The sequence below is a fragment of the Borreliella lanei genome, assembly GCF_014205895.1.
GTDB lineage: Bacteria > Spirochaetota > Spirochaetia > Borreliales > Borreliaceae > Borreliella > Borreliella lanei.
In genome coordinates this window covers 7,834-25,386 of record NZ_JACHFC010000007.1, presented here as the reverse complement: position 1 = coordinate 25,386, position 17,553 = coordinate 7,834, and the positions used below count along the sequence as shown (strand labels likewise).

The window sequence follows — 17,553 nt, the reverse complement described above, 5'->3', positions numbered from 1 at the left end:
GAAGTTGTCTTTGGAGCTGAAATATCTATACTATTTAAAAATTAAATATTTAATTTTTAAATAGTATAGATATTTCAGCTCCAAAGTCAACTTCAATAACTAAACATTTATTCCTAAAAACTCTATCTTTACTCGAAAAAGCTAAAAATTTGATTTGAATTTTTGGGAAATCTCTAACTTTAACCCAAAAAGCTCATTACCTAAAAGGTTGGATTTCTTAAAAAGAAGTATACAATGTTTACATGATTTTTTTCAAATTTTTTTTAAAACATAAATTTACTAAGCATAAGAATTTTTATAAAATAAATCCTAAAGAATTCATTTTAATTAGTAAAAACCTTATCAATTCTTCTAGCACTACTCACCAATTACTTGGAATTATTATGGCATCTGGAATTCCACTACCTCATATAAAAAATCTAAATATCAAAACTCCTTACAATTTCAAATCTGATATAATTTCTTATACATTGAACAACGGTTTACAAATTCAAACATATTCTCTAATTTGTTCTAATGAAATTTCTAGATGTATTGAAAATCTAGACAAAAATAGATTGTTAACTATTAATGCACACAAAATCAATTGTGTAGCTAAAACCACATTTGGTTTTAGGATTACTACTAAACAACTGAAAATTGTTTACTCTTTAATTGTAAAGTCAAAAGAAACACCACATGAACTCAAATACAACTCTAAGCCATAAAACATCTTTTTAGTTAACGAGCCTTGCATATTAAATTTATCGCAAAAGCTTAGCTACATTAAGTCATTTTTCACCTCTAAAGCTAAATCAAGACAATCTAAATTATTATCTAAAAACACTACCGGGCTTAAATCTACTATTATAAATTTAATTTCAAATTTTTTTAATGAAAATGGGTCTTGCAAAAATTTGCATAATCTAAAATTATACATTAATGCAAACCTAAAACGTCTAGGAATCTATAAAAATACTAACAAATTGAAAAAGCGAATTATATCTAAAATCTTTTTTCTTGATTAAGGTAAAAAATTATTTGTAATTTCTATTTAAAACAGCTGCCAATTAACGACATAATAAAAGGTATTAAAAAGGATATAGCAACGGGCACAACTACTACTGCAATATACTTATTATTCTATTGCCAACCTTAAGCTTTTCAAAAAAACTTAGCTATACATTTGTGGCTCTTTTTTTATATTCTGTTCTAAGTTATCAATCTTAATATCTAAATTATCTATTTTTAGATTTAAATTCTTTTCTACGTAAGAAATTTCAGAAATAATATTATCAAACTTTATACCAAATTGTTTTTCTAAATTTTCTAAATCTCTATATGTAAGCTCATTGTGATAATATCTTTTTGACAAATCTTGAGCTATTAGTTGCTCCATCTCTAATCAAAGAAACTCTTTATATATTTATTCTTCGGTAATGTCATTTTTTGTCAACACAGATTCCATAACTCACTCACCTACTAAGTACATTGTATCAAAAATCAATGCCAAATAACAATATATTTTCATAGTTGACGCTGTCGACTGTGGAGTAAACTGGGATTCTCCATTTTTTCCAACTTTTTCTGATTAATTTTCGCGATCCACTTAGTTTATAATTCCTGTGGGGCCCAAATCTTTAGAATAAAAATTGAACACTTCTTTTTCCAAGTTTAATATTTTATTATATAATTTTCTAGAAAATCTAACATTGGGATTTGTAATCAAATAAGCTATAGTGTGGATATATAAAAATACACTACCCATTTTGAACCTAAATTCAATGTAACAAATTTTATTAAAAGTCTTAAATATTTTTTTGAAAAATTTACAAAAAGAAGAGTAATCACTGCACAATTTATCATACTTGATCTTCTTGAATCCATAAAACATCCCCAAAACGCATCCCCATCTCTTATTGGAAATAAATAAATACATTTTTCCTCTTTGTTTAAAGAATTCACTAAATAAATTGAAAATTTATCAGCTTGAGCATTTTTAAATTTATTATTATGATCATTTTTTACCCTACTAAATAATCTAATCAATTCTCTAAATCGCTCAGAACCTAAATCTAAAAAGAATTTATTAAAATAGTTCTCATTATATAGTCAGGCAATGGAGGTATAGGGCAACTGCCATCTTTTAAGCTATAGAGAGAGTCTTCTCTATATCATCCAGCAAACGATGTTCAACTGCACATAATTTAAATTAGAAAAGTTACCCTCAGTAATAATACCATCAGCTCGCATACCACAATTTTCTAAATTATTAAAATTATCAAAAAAAGTTTTAACAGCTTGCTCTTGTTTATCAGGCAAATAACAACCCAATAAAGCTACAGCGAATATTATTATACAAATTTCAAACAAAGTATTCATACATACTCCTTGCCCATCTTAATACCAAAATAAACTTTTTAAGTTTATCAAAACACTATTATTGCTAAACTTAAAAAGTTCTACTAAGATAGATTAGATTGCACTAGAATGAATACACATAATACACACGTCTATACCAATTTTATCTTTTCTCAAAGCTTGTTAAATACCAAAATATTAATTTATAGAAATTAAGTATTTAAATAATATTTTTATAAAATAAAGATACCTTTCTAAAGAATATCCACAGACACTAGATAAAAATTATTCTATAAAATTAAATATTATAAGAGCACAATAATTACCCCTAATAAAAAAATTATTAACACATGTATAAAAATAATATAAAACTTCTCACAATAAAAATATTGTTATGATTCTTCTAATATTTTATTATTCTACATACAATATTAAATATAATACAATATTGGATTATATTTAATATTGTATTATATTTAATATTGGATTATATATTTTAGATTTTAATTAAGGAGAATATTTATGAAATATAAAATTATTGCAAGCTTATTTGTTTTTTTATTTTTAGCTTGCAATCCAGATTTTAACACCAATCAAAAAGATATTAAGTATCAATCTAGTAAAAAAGGACTAAAATCTAATAAAAAAGGATTAAAACCTAAAACAAAAACAAACCTAAATCAAAAAGAAGTTCCAAATCAAGAATCAAACTCCAAAAAAGAAGAAGACATTAATAAAAAAACAAAAAACACGCTGCTTGATAATTTAAGAAATTTAATAGAAACAGCTAAAAAAGATAATGATAAATATGTACAAAAGTTAAAAGAAGAATCTTCAAGCCAATATGGAATACTAGCTTTCAAAGATTTGTTCTGGCTAGACGGAACAAATGAACAGCTGTCCGCAAATACCGAAAGATCTAGAGCCTATAGAAAACGAACTTATAGCATCTTAAATACTATTGATGATGATGCCTTAAAGAATTTTTCAGAAATTGTAATCGCATCAGGCCAAACACAAGGCATATTTAACAACCTTAACTCACTTGGAGGTGCTTTTGAAGAAGTGGTTGATTTCCTATATCCCAAAAAAGACAATCTAGAAAAATTAGAGACTTCGGTTTTAGAAAAGCTTAAAGATTCTTTGGAAAATTTTTTAGAGAGAAAAAAAATCGCTTCAGAAATGATGCACAAGCTCTTATTAGACTATAAAAATAATACAAATCGTATACAAACAGATAAAAATGAACTTAAATCTCATGCAGATACACTTTTCAATCAAATGACAAAAACAACCAAAGAAGCACTAAAGCTGAAAAATGACATATGTTCAATAGAGAACCTTTAATTTACATATTGAAATTGTCATAATGTAAAGGCCTATCTTTTATTAAAGATAGGCCTAACGTTGTTAACTGCTATTTCTAAATCAAAGATTATAAAAATATCCCCTTGCTTCAAAAAGTTCTTGCCTTGGTTTTTATTTCTTTATAATAAGAAACCTTAAAATTTAGAGTTATGCTTATATCTCTATCATGTAAAGTGTTAAAACCCAAATTCACACAGTACCCCTTTAATTGACAAGCTCTCTATTACTAATATCCAATATTTACTTTATTATAAAAATAAAATTTTCCTTTAATATATTTACCTTGCTTATCTAATTTAATTTTCTGTTCTTTTAAAAGAATTGCTGTTTTTCATAAATTGATTTTCAAGCATAGATGTTAATAAGCTTATTTATATATTTGGAATGCTAATTATTTTATAGTTTTTATTGCTCATTTAGTTATAATACCCCCACTTGACAAATTTTTATTTTTTTAAACCTAAATTTTACATAATAAATTTCATATATGGTTTATACAAACCCCCTTTTATCATTATTTATTTGATTTTGGATGACCATGCTCTTGTCTCTACTTTTTTATCTAAATATTAAATTTAGAATATATGATTCTAATCGCCACTAAATTCTAGCATCTCTAAAAATATCACTATCGTTTTAAAACCCATCAAAAATAATAAAATGGAATATTAAAGTTATAAAAATTAGTTACAAAACTAATGTAGTGACAATAATAAAATTGAATCGATGGAAATTTTATATAAAATAATAACAGAAACTTTATAAATTTAAAGATTTTCTTGAAAAGTTTATCATAGAAGGAAGATAAGCATTATTAATGTTTATTAGTATAATAAAACAAAATAATACAAATTTAATTCTAGCAATAAAGATGGGATCTTATTTTTTAGATAGCTTTTTAAAAACTTTAAAAAATCTTAAAACTTAAAAATATTAAACAGATATAATAAGACAATTTTATTGTCAAAAACTACTTATTTAGTCTCATAAAAGCATCTTATTATTCCGTCAAGCTTATGTGTTGCATGTTCTCTAATATAAGAATACAATTAATCTATACTAATTGAGGAGAAATTTTTATGAAAAACAACATAATTTTATGCATGTGTGTTTTTTTACTTTTAAATAGCTGCACTGCCAACCATGACACTAAACCGGAAATAAAAAAACATGTTGATAAAACAAAAAACGAATATATTAATGAAATAAAAAATTTAATAGCAACAACTAAAGAAAGCATCGACAAACGCAAATTGCTACAAGCTAAGCCAGTAGATCAAAACCTTGTAAATGATAAAAACAATAAGAAAGTTTTCGAGATAGATAAAAGGGCTTTCGATTTTATAAATAGTTTTTTAACAGATGATGAATTCAATAAATTTTCAACCATATTTCATAAAACAAAACTAAAATCACCGGGCAAAGTATTAAATAGTATAGCAATTTTAGAACTTAATATAGAGCAGGTAATTAATCACTTAGACTTAAAAAAAGAGACTTTAGACAAGGCAAACACCTCAGATTTAGAAAATATCAAAAATTCTCTTGAAAAACTGTTCTCTATAAGGAATTTTTTTTCAACAATCATAAAAAGGATCTTATTAGATCATCAAAACAATGAAAATTCTATAAAACTAGATGATTCTAAATCAGAAACCTATTTCAATACAATATATAATCAGTTTAACGAAAAAAATAAAAAGGTTAGAAATCTGAAAAAAACCATATTATCAATGCCTATTCCAGCATTATGAATTAAAATAATACCGGGTTAAAGTAAAATTAGACCCTTAAATAACGGCCTAATAAAAAGTTTATTATTTCCCATTAATATTGCTTTAATCAAACACACAGAAATTTAATTACACAAACAGAAAAACAAATTGAAATTAATTGATAAATGACAAACAATTAAACCTTTAAAAAAGCAAAAATTGCAAAAACAATTATTTTAATATTAAAACAAACCCAATAAGAGATCTACTTATAATAGAAAACTTTGCTGTTAATTTTGGAAAGTTTAAATCGACATTAAGGGATAAAATTTAAATAAATGATATTGATCGATCCGAAAGTATTCTGGAAACTGTCAAAATTAAAATCAAAGATTTAAATAAACTACAGAAGTTTTTAGAAAAACCAAAAAATATCTTAAAAATTTAAAGAATAATTAAAGGGTCTGAAAGGGGTTTAAAAGAACTGCAAGCCTGTTTTATTAAAATAAGCAAGCAATCTAAATTTCTGAAACGACATTACTAAATTGATATATCTTTTATAAAAATTTAATTTTTATAAAAGATATAATAAAACTAATTTATAAATAAACATGGTAAAATTATGCTAAGGAGCGGCAAATTAAATTTAATTATATTTTACTTTTTTTATTTTTAATAATCAGGTGTAGGCAAACTGAAAGCAATATTAACAATTGAATACTAAAGCCGAATTAAACCCGTGAAAACTCCTAAAGTAACATCAACACCATAAAATTACTAGTAATACAAATAACTTTTGTAGGAAGTTTAAATGATCTTTAAGATGTGGATATTAAATTTTCTAAAAATAGTTTTAACTAATTAACTAAAATCAAAAAATTATCCGTCTATGATTTAATTGTAAAAAATTATAAATTTAGGTATACGCGTATTTTGTACTATGTACAAAAAGTAAAGGGGCCATAGTTAAGCTTATAGATTGCGTCATCATAAAATGAAACTATAAGCTATTTCTACAATTTTATTTATAAATAATATTTCGCCCATTAATTCAAATAATAAGAAACGGTTGTAACGATCCTTAATATTTTTTTTGGATACCGCTCTTGAGCGCCCAAACTTCTGTCAATTGGAAGAAATTCAAAATATCCTTGATTTGCATTTTTAATTTTTCCTAATTTTGAACTTGAATGTTTTGCAAATTCCAAAGCCGCCAATTTTGCATTTTTAATTGAATCTGCCAACATTTCGGGTTTTATATCATTAATATTGTCAAAGTAATACCTTGGCCCCCCACTATTGCTAATTAATATACCTTGATTATAAAGCTCAGCAATATTTTTTTCTGCTGCTTCCATTTTCTCAATATTCTTTGTATGAACAGCTAAAGATATATATGCTCTATACTTATAAAGAGATTCTTTGTAATTCTCTTCATTAAATTCCATAAATCCCATTTTTATATGGTCTTCGCTAAATCCATGTTTTAAAAAAAAGCTTTTAATCTTAGACAAGCTTAAATTATTTGCTTTATTAATATCACTGATAGTGTCACCAGTTAAGCTATATCTAAACTCCCAACTAGAAGATGTTGATAAAATTTCTCTTTCGCTGAGGCCCTTAACCGTAATATAATTTTCATTTTTAGTACCAATATTTTTTATTCCGTGAGAAATTATAATTGATGATATAAACAAAAGCAATGAAAATAACAAGAAAGATATTTCTTTTCCCCTAAACATAGGCTAGTCTCCTTAAATAAATAATACATTAGAATTGCTGCATTTAAATTTATTTTAACATATTGCTTAATGTTAATAAATCTGAATACATTTTAGTAGATCAAAATTTTATGAACCCATAAAGTATGGTGTTTTATAAAAAATACAAATTAAATATCCTTAATAAAAATATAACCAAATTTTTTCATTTAGGCATTAAAAGTGTAGAATAATTAATGGAATGTACAAAATGATTATTAAAAATTAATTTATTTGTCATATACATATAAGATATTTGGACGTGTAAAATTTTTATATCATAAAATACCAAACTATAAAATAAATTATAGTAATATTAAATTAACTTATGGCAATTGTAATATTTCGTATAAATATAAATACTGCTATGACTTTTTAACATTGTTATTATAAAAAAATAAAAACCAAAATAGTTGCAAAAATTAAGTTAGTTGAAGCAATTAAAAAGTCATCATGGGGTGAAGCAAAAAGTTATTTCTATAATCTTGCGCTTAAAAATAGCACACAATTTTTTAACATTTCAAAATATTAAAAAAATCATTTTTTGAATTAAATTCTAATTCATAGTTATTACTATTTAATACTTATAATCATTTTAGATTGTGGTTTTATGGCTTTATGAATTTATTTAGAGCCGTTTTAAGATCTTTGTTTATTAAAAAAATTAATATTGTTAATCAATTATTAAATAATTATAGTAATTATAAAGATTCCATAAGGTCTGAAAAATAGTAAATTGAAAGATTTTGAATAAAGCTTTTTAAGGTGTCATTTTAAGCATAGATAGAAACCCTATAAATCTAGAGCAAATGATTAGAAATATTGTTGTTATTTAATTTTAAATAAAGAGAATTAAAATTCTTTCTTCTTTTATATTGTAAAAGCAATTTTCCTTTAACTGCCGGTAATAAGTTCTTAACTTTTTATCATTTAATTAAATATTCAATATAAAAATCCTTTATCTGTAAAATGGACAACAATTGTAGTATACAATTGTTGTTTTTGTAAAAATTGATTAAAAATTGTTTGATATTTTACTATATAGTCTTTAATAACATTAAAACTATAGCTGCTAACTATTTTTTTTGAATCTCCTTGTTTATTAATTTTGCCCCAAAAATTATCTTTGATTTTTATTATGCAGAACAAATATCAGTGATTTTTGCCTCTTCCAAATAGAGTTGCAATTAAATATAAGGGCAATTTGTACTTTAATTTAAGTTAAAGGATTTTCAGCTAGAATATATTATCAAAAAAAAGTTTCCAGAAAAGGATAAATAATAAATTTATTTAAAATTGAAGCCAATTATATTGATATCTTTGATAAAGAAATTTACCCAACTAGTATATCGATTGAAAATAGATATATTGTGAGTATGGAAAAAATTAATGCAACATTGTATGAATATGTACTGTCAGAATTTATTGATACACTCATTATACATATAGAGAGTTCTTTTCTTATTCTATCAAGCTTATTTCATTTAGTAGTTCAACATGGCACTGTGGCTACAAAAGCAATCCTTATAAAATAGTCAATGAAATATACTAATGGGGTTGATAAATATAATTATTTAAAAAAGTGGATAGTTTAGAAACCTTAGTAGAATTAATTAAGCTGTTTTATCAATAGCGATTGTGTTGTGGATTTTTTAAAGATTATGGGTAGGGATTCAAATTATATAAGCGTTGTACTGGTTTTGAGTGTTGTAATTTATTCTTTTTAGTAGGGGACGCACCAATTAACTGTAAAATTATAGAAAATGATTCTTTAATATCAAAGGTTTTTAAATTTGTTAAAAAATGTGAACTGGACGTTCTCAATTTAAGAAACAAAATTTTTGAAAACAATGGGGTTAATTTATTAATATTAAATAATAATAATAATAATGATGATATTTAATAAAGTTTGTTGAAGAGTTGGTGGGTAAAAGCAAATTTTCATTAACTGGGATTGAGCTTGATTGGATAAATAAATTTGTAGAGCATATCGATTTTATAGATTTTGAAATTAAACCCGAGCAAGCTGTTGTTAGTCTTGAGTGTGCTCTTGTTGAAATTGACAGTTTAAGATCAGCACCAAAAAAAATTTAAACTCGGGTTTTAGAATTATTTATCATAAAATTAATACCATCAATACCATTTACTCTTGCATTATTTTTCATGATACATTGTTTTATAATTTTCTGTTTCAATCTTTATAAAACTATCTTTATTATTACATTGAATAAATGGTTTTTCTATTTTCATATACTTAAGTGTTATTTCCATATTTAATCCTTATATGGCTTTTTTGATAAACTCTTTTAACATTAAAGAATTATTTTCTCTTTTTACAATTTCTAATCATCCATAATAATACCTATCAAATACTTTATTATATTCTAATTTATTTTTTGCATTCAAATAATTTTTTACAATTGGATTTCAAGCTTTAATTTTTGCTTCTTTTTTTTAGCTGTTCAATAAGTATATTAAAAATATTTATCTTTATTTGCTTGCAATTTTTAGGGCAACTTTATTCTTTTTTATTTCAATTAATTTATCTTTACCAATATCTAAATTTAAAATTGAGATAGTTTTTTGCCAGGAAATTACATTTATTAAAATATTTTTTGAATGTATAATCAATTCAAACTCCAAAAATCTACAAAAACATCAGTAAACCAAAGGTAAATTGCCTCTAATGTTTTTAGCTACATTCTTTAAGTTAGAAGTTTTGGCTCCTTTATTTTTAAAGCGTGCTTTACGTTTCTTTTATAAATTTATGCATTACATTGGCGTCATGTTAGATGATATTTTACTTATCTTTAAGCAGAATAATAAAAAATATGCGGGTTAATATTAAGTAAACTATAATTTAATTTTTAAAAACATTTAACCTAAAATAAATAAATTATAAAGCATTCTAATATCTTTTATTTAAAAAATATATTAATAATATCTACTTTTTAGCTTTTCCTATTATTTCTAAATTTATACACCACAACAATAGATAATGTACAAAAAATAAATATTAATAAAACAAATGTATTTATAGCACTTATAAAATTAGTTAAAACCGAACATATAGCCAATGCTAAAAATGAAAATATACGAGATATTACACTATTAATAGAAGTTATAGTTCCCAAAACCTTTGAATCTATATTTTTTCTTAAAAAATATTCTAAATTATTAGAATAAATAGCAATTAAAATTACTAAAAATGTGATTACAGCAATAAATATGTAAATATGTGAAACTATTTTAATTAAAACTGATAATAAAGATATTATGGTTAAAATAATATAAATATCATATTTTGAATGTTGAATTTTCCTAAATGCCCATGCTCCTACAATATCTGATAAACGAAATATCACATAGATAATTCCAAATATACTAATAGATATGGTTTTGTCAATAAAAATTGCTTGCCAGTATAAATAAAAAGGTTGATAAAAAAATTGAATAGAGCCAATCAAAATAAATAATTCTAAAAGTTTTTTAGATTTTAATAATTTAATTACAATTTTTTTAAACTTTATAAGATATAAACTTAAATCTTTTTTAATATGCTTATGATCTGTATTTTTATCATTTGGTATAAAAAAAATTGTAATTAAAAACGCTACCAAATATATTAATAATGAAATTAGGTAAATTTTTATATCAATATATAAATATAGTACACTTCCGATGTATCCGCCTAAAATAGCACCAATACTTAGAATTATTTTTACAAAAGATATAAAAGCTTTTAGCTTTTTTGAGTTATTTTGATATATTTTAGTAAAACTAATATCAATCGTACCGGTATTAATAGCAGCTGACATCCCATATATAAACCATGAAACACAAATAAGTATAAACGAAGAGGTTTTAAAAATAATAAAATAAGAAGACATTGATAAAAAAATTGATACTAAATAAACAATTTTTCTATCAAAAATATCTGATATTACGCCTGACGGAAATTCAAAAATAATAATTGCTATCATATAACAAATTTGTACCATAGCAATATCTTTTAGTGATAAACTTTTGTTTATTAAAACAATAGTTAATACAGCATGGGGCAAAGTTCTTGCAAGTTCTGACAAAAATAATGAATAAAAATAATATCTTTGATGTTTGCTTTCTATCATAAATCTTTATTATATTTTAAAAAATTAATTTTTTCATATTCATTGCCAAAGCAAAAATAATATTAATAATAATTAATACAATTTATAATTAACTTTCACAAACGAAAAAAAAGAATATAAGGATTGATGAATAAATATTGGCAAGATAATTATCATTATATCATTCTTTGCATGTAATTTAATTAAAAGCCTCAACCCAATAATCAACTAAGCATATCAAATAAAAATAAAAGAAAAATAGCAGAAAAGTTACTATTAGTAAAGCAATTTAAAAGCAATAGACAAACTAAAAATCTTTTAGAAATTAAAAAAGAGAATGTTTATAAATTTAAAGATTTAGCTCAACGAAAGAGATTTTAGAACCAAAGATGCTAGAAAAATTAAACTACAAACAAAATGATTTTAATTTTATATAGTTGGCGCCAAAGAAAATATATATGTTTGGGACGTTTAAATTACTATTGCCAACTATTGATAAACAATAAAAGCGGATGATTTAACAAGAATTATTGGCAATTTACAAAAAACTTTATAACTTACTACTAACTAAAAATATATAAAAATCATAAAAACCAATTTAATATTTTTTTATCAAATAAAAATATACTTTAAATAGACCTGGCTGTCTTTAACCTATATATCTTTCATTTTTAAAAATGAATAGGGCTTGGATCCCCCAATTATGTAGTTAAAACAAATAAAATTATGGTGGGGCTGAAGTTAATAAAACGAATTTAAGATTCATAGCAAACTCATTGATTTTAATTTCTAAATTAATACTTGAATATAGTATTCTAGAAAATATTTGCTATTTAAAATAGCCTCTTTTTTTTAAATTTAAAACAACATTATTTATATAATTAATAGTGGTCCTTATTGGCCCTTAGAAGCTATATAACATCACTATTAACAGCCCGTCCTTTTTTATAATATTGGCCCCCGCTAAAGTTGCTAATTTGCCCATTCTTTAATAGTTAATCGTGTGTTTTAATAAATTCTATAGCTCTAAATCATAAATTATATTAAATCCTTGCTCTTAAGCATATATAAATTTTCTTTAAAAGGCTTGTTCCTCCTAAAATATTTTTAAGCGCTCGCCTCGCTATTAATTCTTAAAACACATTGACACTAACCAAAATAGTGCTCAACTTATTAGGCCTTGCTTATTAAGTGTGTTTCTTTGCAAAATTTATTATGATCAAAATTAAAAACATTCTTCGTTGCCTATTGTTGACAATTTATTGTCTATTGGGATCAACTTACCTTTTTCTTTGATTATATTTATTTTTTTCCAAATGCTTTGTATCCAATATAACTTCGCTGCTTAGCGAATGATCTTTTAGATTTCCGGTTGCTTTTTTTGTATATATTTTCCTATTTATTAAATTATTTATTCATGATCTCTAGCTTTATATTTTAATAATATTAAAGATCAAATTGCTTTTAAAATTTTCTTATTATCCTTTTGATTCCTTATATCTTTTTAAAAGTTTGTTAAGAAAATCTTTTTGATTTTCAAAAATCTCATCCATCATAAAACTTGCAAACCTAGAATTGCTTTTATAAAATACATAACTTTCCTTATTCTTAAGCTGAAATCTTAGTGGTTTTATTGGATTTTGTTTTGATTTTTTTATTGTACTATTTGCTTTATTTTTAATATATCTTATAGAGGCCCTTATTCCATTATTGGCAATAAAATTTTCTTCTAATATCCCCGCCTCAACTGCAGCAGCCAATTTTATATATTCATAAGATTGTGTCTTTGCTAATTTAAAATCTGATAAAAAGTCTTTAAAAGATTTGTATCCTCCTTCTAAATAGAGTTTCTTGTCATTTATTTTCTTAAGGATCTTCATAGTATCAATAATATTATATATTTCTGATTTAATATTATTTTTTAATTGCGTAATTAATCGCTCAAATTCTTCTTTTCTTTGATTTTCATTTCTTTGATCAAGAAAATAATTTAAATTATTTTCTGAAATTCTTTTATTAATTTTTAAATTAATGCTTTTTTTATTCATATTTTTGCCCTTATGTCCAACAAGTTCGGCATGCCGAACTTGTTAAGTTTGTTAATTCTTACAATTTTCCTAAAAAAACATCTAATATTTTTTTATATTCAATAATATAATCTTTTGAAAAATCAAATTTTTCATTACACCCTATTCTTTTATTTAAATCTTCTCTTTCACTTATATATCCCAAAAACCCACTTTTCATGCTTACTATTTCCATTAATTGTTTATGGGTAACATTTTTTTTAAACCTTGTAATAACAATAAATATTGGTATTCCGGCGACTTCTTTTATATATCTTCTTAATGTTTCAAATCCTTCAACTGCCCATTTTTCTGCCGTCATTGGAGATATTACATAATGACTGCTAATTAGAGAGCTTTTTAATGTGAAATTCCTTTTGGGGTTAGTATCAATTATAATATAATCATAGTTATCTGCTATAGAATTTAATTTTGTCTTCAATGAAAATTCAATAGGAAGGTGTCGATTGTCGTAATAATACTCTCCATTTAATTCGTCAGCTGTTATATAACTGGGTATTAAAGCTATGTTATTATCAATATTAATAATGCTTTTATTAATATCTATACCGTCCTTTATAACATTTCCTATGTTTATTTTAGATACATCGAAATTTTTTGCTTCCAATTCATTATAATAATAGCTTGTAGTGGCAGCTTGATCATCTGTGTCGATTAAAAGCACTTTGTGCTTTTGTGATAATAGATTTGCAAATATTATTGAGCTTGTGCTTTTACCAACACCTCCTTTAAGGCTTGCAATTGTTATTATTTTTGATTTTTTTCTATCCATCTTATAATTATTCCTTTTTCTGGATATTTTTTGCCATAAAATTCATATACGTGTTTTTCTAATTTTGTAAACATATCAATACATGCTATATTATATGGTGTATTTTCTTTTTCTTTTTTTAATAAACGAAATAATCCCTTAAAGTAGCAAAAAACACTTCCTTTTTTAAATCTAAATTCTATGTAATGTGCTTTTGATAATCCATATGACTTTGTAGTTCCATTTATTTCATATTTTACGAAAATGTTTTTTATTGGTTTTCTATAGCCATAGTAAATACCTAAAAATTTGTCCCCTTCTTTTATAGAATATAAACGAACCTCTTCAACTTTCATTTGATTAAATAGTGTTCTTAATGATATACGACACTCATTTCTTTTATTATCAATTCCTAGCTTATAAATGTCCATCATTATTTTTGTATGATACATTGTTTTGTCATTTTCTTTCTCAATCTTTATGAAACGATCTTTATTTTTACATTTAATTCTTGTTTTCTCTATTTTTATAGATTTTATGATGTTTTTCATATATTTTCCTTATGTAACATCTTTGCTTAACAATTTTTTGCCCAGGTTATTTTTCTTTTTTTTTATATTTTCTAACAATTCGTAATAATATGTATTAAACACGTTATCATATTCTAGAGTTTTTTTTCTATTCAAATAATTTTTTATAATTGGTTTTAAAGATTTTATTTCAAGTTCTTTTTTTAATTGCTCGATTAGTATGTTGAAAATATTTATTTTTATGTTTTTATATTTTTTTATAGGGCTTTCTTTTTTAATTTCAATTGATTTTTGTAGTTTAATCCTTATGTTGTCTAGGTCTTTGTATTTTTTGCTTTCTATTATAAAATGTGGCTTATTTTTGTAACTTTTGTATATTTTTTCAATTTGGAGTTTTAATTGTTTAGCTTCATATCCTTTTTTTTCTAAATCTTTTTGGGTTTTTTTTAATATTTCTTTTAATATTTTTTGTTTTTCCTTAAAACGAATTTTATTTTTGTTTTTAGTTAGGTTAATTTCAATTTTTTTTATTATTTTTATTATTTCAATTGTTTTATCCTTGTTAATGTTCAGTTTTAAAATAGACATGGCTTCTTTGGACATGAAATTACATTTATTGAAATATTTTTTTGTTTGATATTTTTCTATTTGATTGTTTTTTATCTCTTCTTCTTTATTATTATTATTATTATTATTACTACACTCCTCTAAATTTAGATTCCCCTCTTTATTAAATTTGTATTTAATGTATCTATTAACTCTTCTTTGGAATCTTATGTCTTTTTTTTCTTTAAAGTATTGATTAATTTTAAGGTAGCATTCTTTTTTTGGATAATTAAGTTTGTAATAAATTTCAGTTCCAAAATTTACTCCCAAATGTTTATGGTAGTTAGTTGTTACTTTTATTTCTTTTTCTAATTTGTAAAGATAATTTTGCATTGTTTTTAGTTTAACAGTTGGTTGTCCATTTCTTTTTAAATTTTCATTAAAGTAATAAAGTATATTATTTTGGGTATATTTTTTATATTTGCTGTTTATATATTTTAGCGTTGAGATAAAAACTATTAATTTATGTTGTAATTTGTTCTGGCAAGGTGTGTTTTTGTGGTTGATAAATGCATTTTGCATATTATTACTCCTAGTTATTTTGATTTTTATAAATATATTTATAGCACAGTATTTAAATAAAAGCAAATACTTTTATAAAAAAATCATAAAAATTAATAATTTGTTGTAATGTTTATAATTAGGAAGATTACAATTTTACATGAAGATAAATTGATTTTAATTCTAATTTGAGCTATACTACAATTAGTGTAGAAAAATATTTTCATATTAACTACCTATTTATTTTTGATCATTTTATGAGAGGCAAGCAGGGCTTATATAAGTTCTTTGGTCAGAGGGCTTATGTAAGCCCTGAGCTTTTACAAAAATTTTTTATTTAAAAGGCGATAAAAATAGTTTTTAATACTTTTTACATATTTGCTAAATTAAAGAATAAAAACATGAAAAAAATTTGTTTATTAATAATAATCTGAATTTAGATCTGAAAAATTTAATAAGAGGGCGTTAAATTCTTAAAAGCCCACACAAGTTTATAAAAAAATAAATAGCATTGTCAAAAATTTTAATTAATAGTATAAATAGTAATTTAATTTGACAACAGTATTGATAAGTATATTTAGATATTAAACTTATTTAATTTCTGATTTTTATGCCTGCTGAAAGTTAAACAATTTGCCTTTTTATAACTCAATTTTCTATAAGCAATGTTTATTGCAGATCATTTAATGTGTAATGTTTACAGAAACTTGTAAAAAAAATAATGGAAATAATTTTAAAGTGCAAATGTATTGTATTAACTATTTGGCCTTAGAGTTGCTTATATAAAAATGTAAATTTTAGTTGTATGTCTTAATATAATGTTGGACATGATATTTAAATATTTATTAATAATTATTATAAAAGTTAAGAATCTTTTATTTAGTTAGCAAATATGTGCTAATTAAGATCAAAGAAAAGACATTATTAAAAGCAAAGAAAGATATTAGTAAAGATTAAAAAAAGATTGGGGGGTTTTTGTTATATATCCTTTAAAGAAGTGTTATTTAATATAATTAAATAACTCAAATATAATTGTTTCAATTATAAAGTGTTTATGTTTTTTAAATGGGTCAATTTATTTTTTAATTTTTTGACGCGATTTTTTCTTTATCTCGAGCTATACTATAAACACACCTCAGCAGATTTGTTTGCACTAAAAATTTTTATAATTGCGTATTTTCTATTTAACCAATAGTATAGCTTTTTTGTGCTCTTTAGAGCTTAATTTTTCATATTTTCTTTAGTAAATTTGATTGCATTTGAGTTATTGAATGCATATTTTAAATTATGGTGATTTTTTGAATTTTGAGGCTTTTGTTTTACAAAAACAACTTATTACAGATGCACAATAATTTATTTTATTTTGTAGGCATTTGTTCAACAGGCATAAAAATATATTATACAACGTTATTCTATTTTTATATCAACTGGATAGGAAATGTAAACTGTGATTAAACCAAAATTAATAAAAGCTTTTATAAAAAATAAATTTAAGATCAATTAAGAAAATAATTATATTTAAAAATAATGTTTTAAAAATTACACGTTAATAAAAATTATAAATTTAACAGTAATCAAAAACTCCCAATAAACAAATTACTTATATACTTGAGCATAATTTTTTGTTAAAAGCAAAGTAATCAACAGTTACATTGGATTGTTGGTTTGTTGAACGATCAACACTAAAATCAAAATTACATATATATGGTAATGGGCGATATTAGGTTTGCAATATTACAAAGTGGCTGCCGAGCTTATCAAAAAATGGGCCAAAAAGCAAATGAGG

Annotated in this window: 12 protein-coding genes and 2 pseudogenes; 4 read left to right on the top strand and 10 right to left on the bottom strand. The window is 23.5% G+C overall.

Going from position 1 to position 17,553, the window contains the following annotated elements:
• Window positions 1-242 precede the first annotated feature (242 nt).
• Window positions 243-707, top strand: coding sequence for a hypothetical protein (locus tag HNQ06_RS04930; protein ID WP_184107840.1), 465 nt, complete (start codon window positions 243-245; stop codon window positions 705-707).
• A 464-nt stretch (window positions 708-1,171) separates the two neighbouring features.
• On the opposite strand, the pseudogene bdr reads toward HNQ06_RS04930, so the two are convergent.
• The 3 genes and pseudogenes from bdr to HNQ06_RS05880 all read right to left on the bottom strand — a co-directional run.
• Window positions 1,172-1,405 (bottom strand): annotated as a pseudogene (gene bdr / locus HNQ06_RS05685) (Bdr family repetitive protein); the annotation flags it as partial.
• 183 nt (window positions 1,406-1,588) lie between these two features.
• Window positions 1,589-1,918 carry a DUF226 domain-containing protein gene (locus HNQ06_RS05885; RefSeq protein ID WP_184107838.1) on the bottom strand — a complete coding sequence of 110 codons (330 nt, stop codon included), beginning with the start codon at window positions 1,916-1,918 and terminating at the stop codon, window positions 1,589-1,591.
• A 65-nt stretch (window positions 1,919-1,983) separates the two neighbouring features.
• A pseudogene (locus tag HNQ06_RS05880) lies at window positions 1,984-2,361 on the bottom strand (P52 family lipoprotein); the annotation flags it as partial.
• A 501-nt stretch (window positions 2,362-2,862) separates the two neighbouring features.
• Between HNQ06_RS05880 and HNQ06_RS04910 the strand changes: the two are divergent.
• Together HNQ06_RS04910 and HNQ06_RS04905 are read left to right on the top strand one after the other, a co-directional pair.
• Window positions 2,863-3,687 (top strand): virulence associated lipoprotein, encoded by an 825-nt coding sequence (locus HNQ06_RS04910; RefSeq protein WP_184107836.1) that lies wholly within the window; start codon window positions 2,863-2,865, stop codon window positions 3,685-3,687.
• Window positions 3,688-4,787: 1,100 nt separating this feature from the next.
• Entirely contained in the window at window positions 4,788-5,462 is a 675-nt protein-coding gene (locus tag HNQ06_RS04905; RefSeq protein ID WP_184107835.1) for a CRASP family complement regulator-acquiring lipoprotein, read from the top strand.
• A gap of 1,007 nt (window positions 5,463-6,469) precedes the next feature.
• Here HNQ06_RS04905 and HNQ06_RS04900 read toward each other — a convergent pair.
• Window positions 6,470-7,165, bottom strand: a complete 696-nt coding sequence (locus HNQ06_RS04900; RefSeq protein WP_184107833.1) for an SIMPL domain-containing protein — start codon at window positions 7,163-7,165, stop codon at window positions 6,470-6,472.
• Window positions 7,166-9,085: 1,920 nt separating this feature from the next.
• Here HNQ06_RS04900 and HNQ06_RS04895 point away from each other — a divergent pair.
• Entirely contained in the window at window positions 9,086-9,277 is a 192-nt protein-coding gene (locus tag HNQ06_RS04895; RefSeq protein WP_343056771.1) for a DUF244 domain-containing protein, read from the top strand.
• 396 nt (window positions 9,278-9,673) lie between these two features.
• Here HNQ06_RS04895 and HNQ06_RS04890 read toward each other — a convergent pair whose 3' ends face one another.
• The 6 genes from HNQ06_RS04890 to HNQ06_RS04865 form a co-directional block, all read right to left on the bottom strand.
• Entirely contained in the window at window positions 9,674-9,814 is a 141-nt protein-coding gene (locus tag HNQ06_RS04890) for a hypothetical protein (protein ID WP_184107829.1), read from the bottom strand.
• 320 nt (window positions 9,815-10,134) lie between these two features.
• On the bottom strand, window positions 10,135-11,313 hold the full coding sequence (locus HNQ06_RS04885) for an MFS transporter (RefSeq protein ID WP_184107827.1): 1,179 nt from the start codon (window positions 11,311-11,313) through the stop codon (window positions 10,135-10,137).
• A 1,457-nt stretch (window positions 11,314-12,770) separates the two neighbouring features.
• On the bottom strand, window positions 12,771-13,340 hold the full coding sequence (locus tag HNQ06_RS04880; protein ID WP_184107826.1) for a chromosome replication/partitioning protein: 570 nt from the start codon (window positions 13,338-13,340) through the stop codon (window positions 12,771-12,773).
• Window positions 13,341-13,398: 58 nt separating this feature from the next.
• Complete coding sequence (locus HNQ06_RS04875; protein WP_184107825.1) at window positions 13,399-14,151, bottom strand: ParA family protein; 753 nt, start codon at window positions 14,149-14,151, stop codon at window positions 13,399-13,401.
• Window positions 14,127-14,681, bottom strand: coding sequence for a DUF226 domain-containing protein (locus HNQ06_RS04870; RefSeq protein ID WP_184107823.1), 555 nt, complete (start codon window positions 14,679-14,681; stop codon window positions 14,127-14,129). Before HNQ06_RS04870 ends, HNQ06_RS04875 begins: the two co-directional genes overlap by 25 nt.
• 9 nt (window positions 14,682-14,690) lie before the next feature.
• The gene (locus tag HNQ06_RS04865) at window positions 14,691-15,788 is read right to left on the bottom strand and encodes a plasmid maintenance protein (RefSeq protein WP_184107822.1); all 1,098 of its coding nucleotides are present in this window, start codon (window positions 15,786-15,788) and stop codon (window positions 14,691-14,693) included.
• Window positions 15,789-17,553 lie beyond the last annotated feature (1,765 nt).

What these genes read in the sequence shown, in the direction of transcription:
- HNQ06_RS04930 (WP_184107840.1), top strand. Translation starts at nt 243, where the DNA reads ATGATTTTTTTCAAATTTTTTTTAAAACATAAATTTACTAAGCATAAG.
- HNQ06_RS05885 (WP_184107838.1), bottom strand. Translation starts at nt 1,918, where the DNA reads ATGTATTTATTTATTTCCAATAAGAGATGGGGATGCGTTTTGGGGATG.
- HNQ06_RS04910 (WP_184107836.1), top strand. Translation starts at nt 2,863, where the DNA reads ATGAAATATAAAATTATTGCAAGCTTATTTGTTTTTTTATTTTTAGCT.
- HNQ06_RS04905 (WP_184107835.1), top strand. Translation starts at nt 4,788, where the DNA reads ATGAAAAACAACATAATTTTATGCATGTGTGTTTTTTTACTTTTAAAT.
- HNQ06_RS04900 (WP_184107833.1), bottom strand. Translation starts at nt 7,165, where the DNA reads ATGTTTAGGGGAAAAGAAATATCTTTCTTGTTATTTTCATTGCTTTTG.
- HNQ06_RS04885 (WP_184107827.1), bottom strand. Translation starts at nt 11,313, where the DNA reads ATGATAGAAAGCAAACATCAAAGATATTATTTTTATTCATTATTTTTG.
- HNQ06_RS04880 (WP_184107826.1), bottom strand. Translation starts at nt 13,340, where the DNA reads ATGAATAAAAAAAGCATTAATTTAAAAATTAATAAAAGAATTTCAGAA.
- HNQ06_RS04875 (WP_184107825.1), bottom strand. Translation starts at nt 14,151, where the DNA reads ATGGATAGAAAAAAATCAAAAATAATAACAATTGCAAGCCTTAAAGGA.
- HNQ06_RS04870 (WP_184107823.1), bottom strand. Translation starts at nt 14,681, where the DNA reads ATGAAAAACATCATAAAATCTATAAAAATAGAGAAAACAAGAATTAAA.
- HNQ06_RS04865 (WP_184107822.1), bottom strand. Translation starts at nt 15,788, where the DNA reads ATGCAAAATGCATTTATCAACCACAAAAACACACCTTGCCAGAACAAA.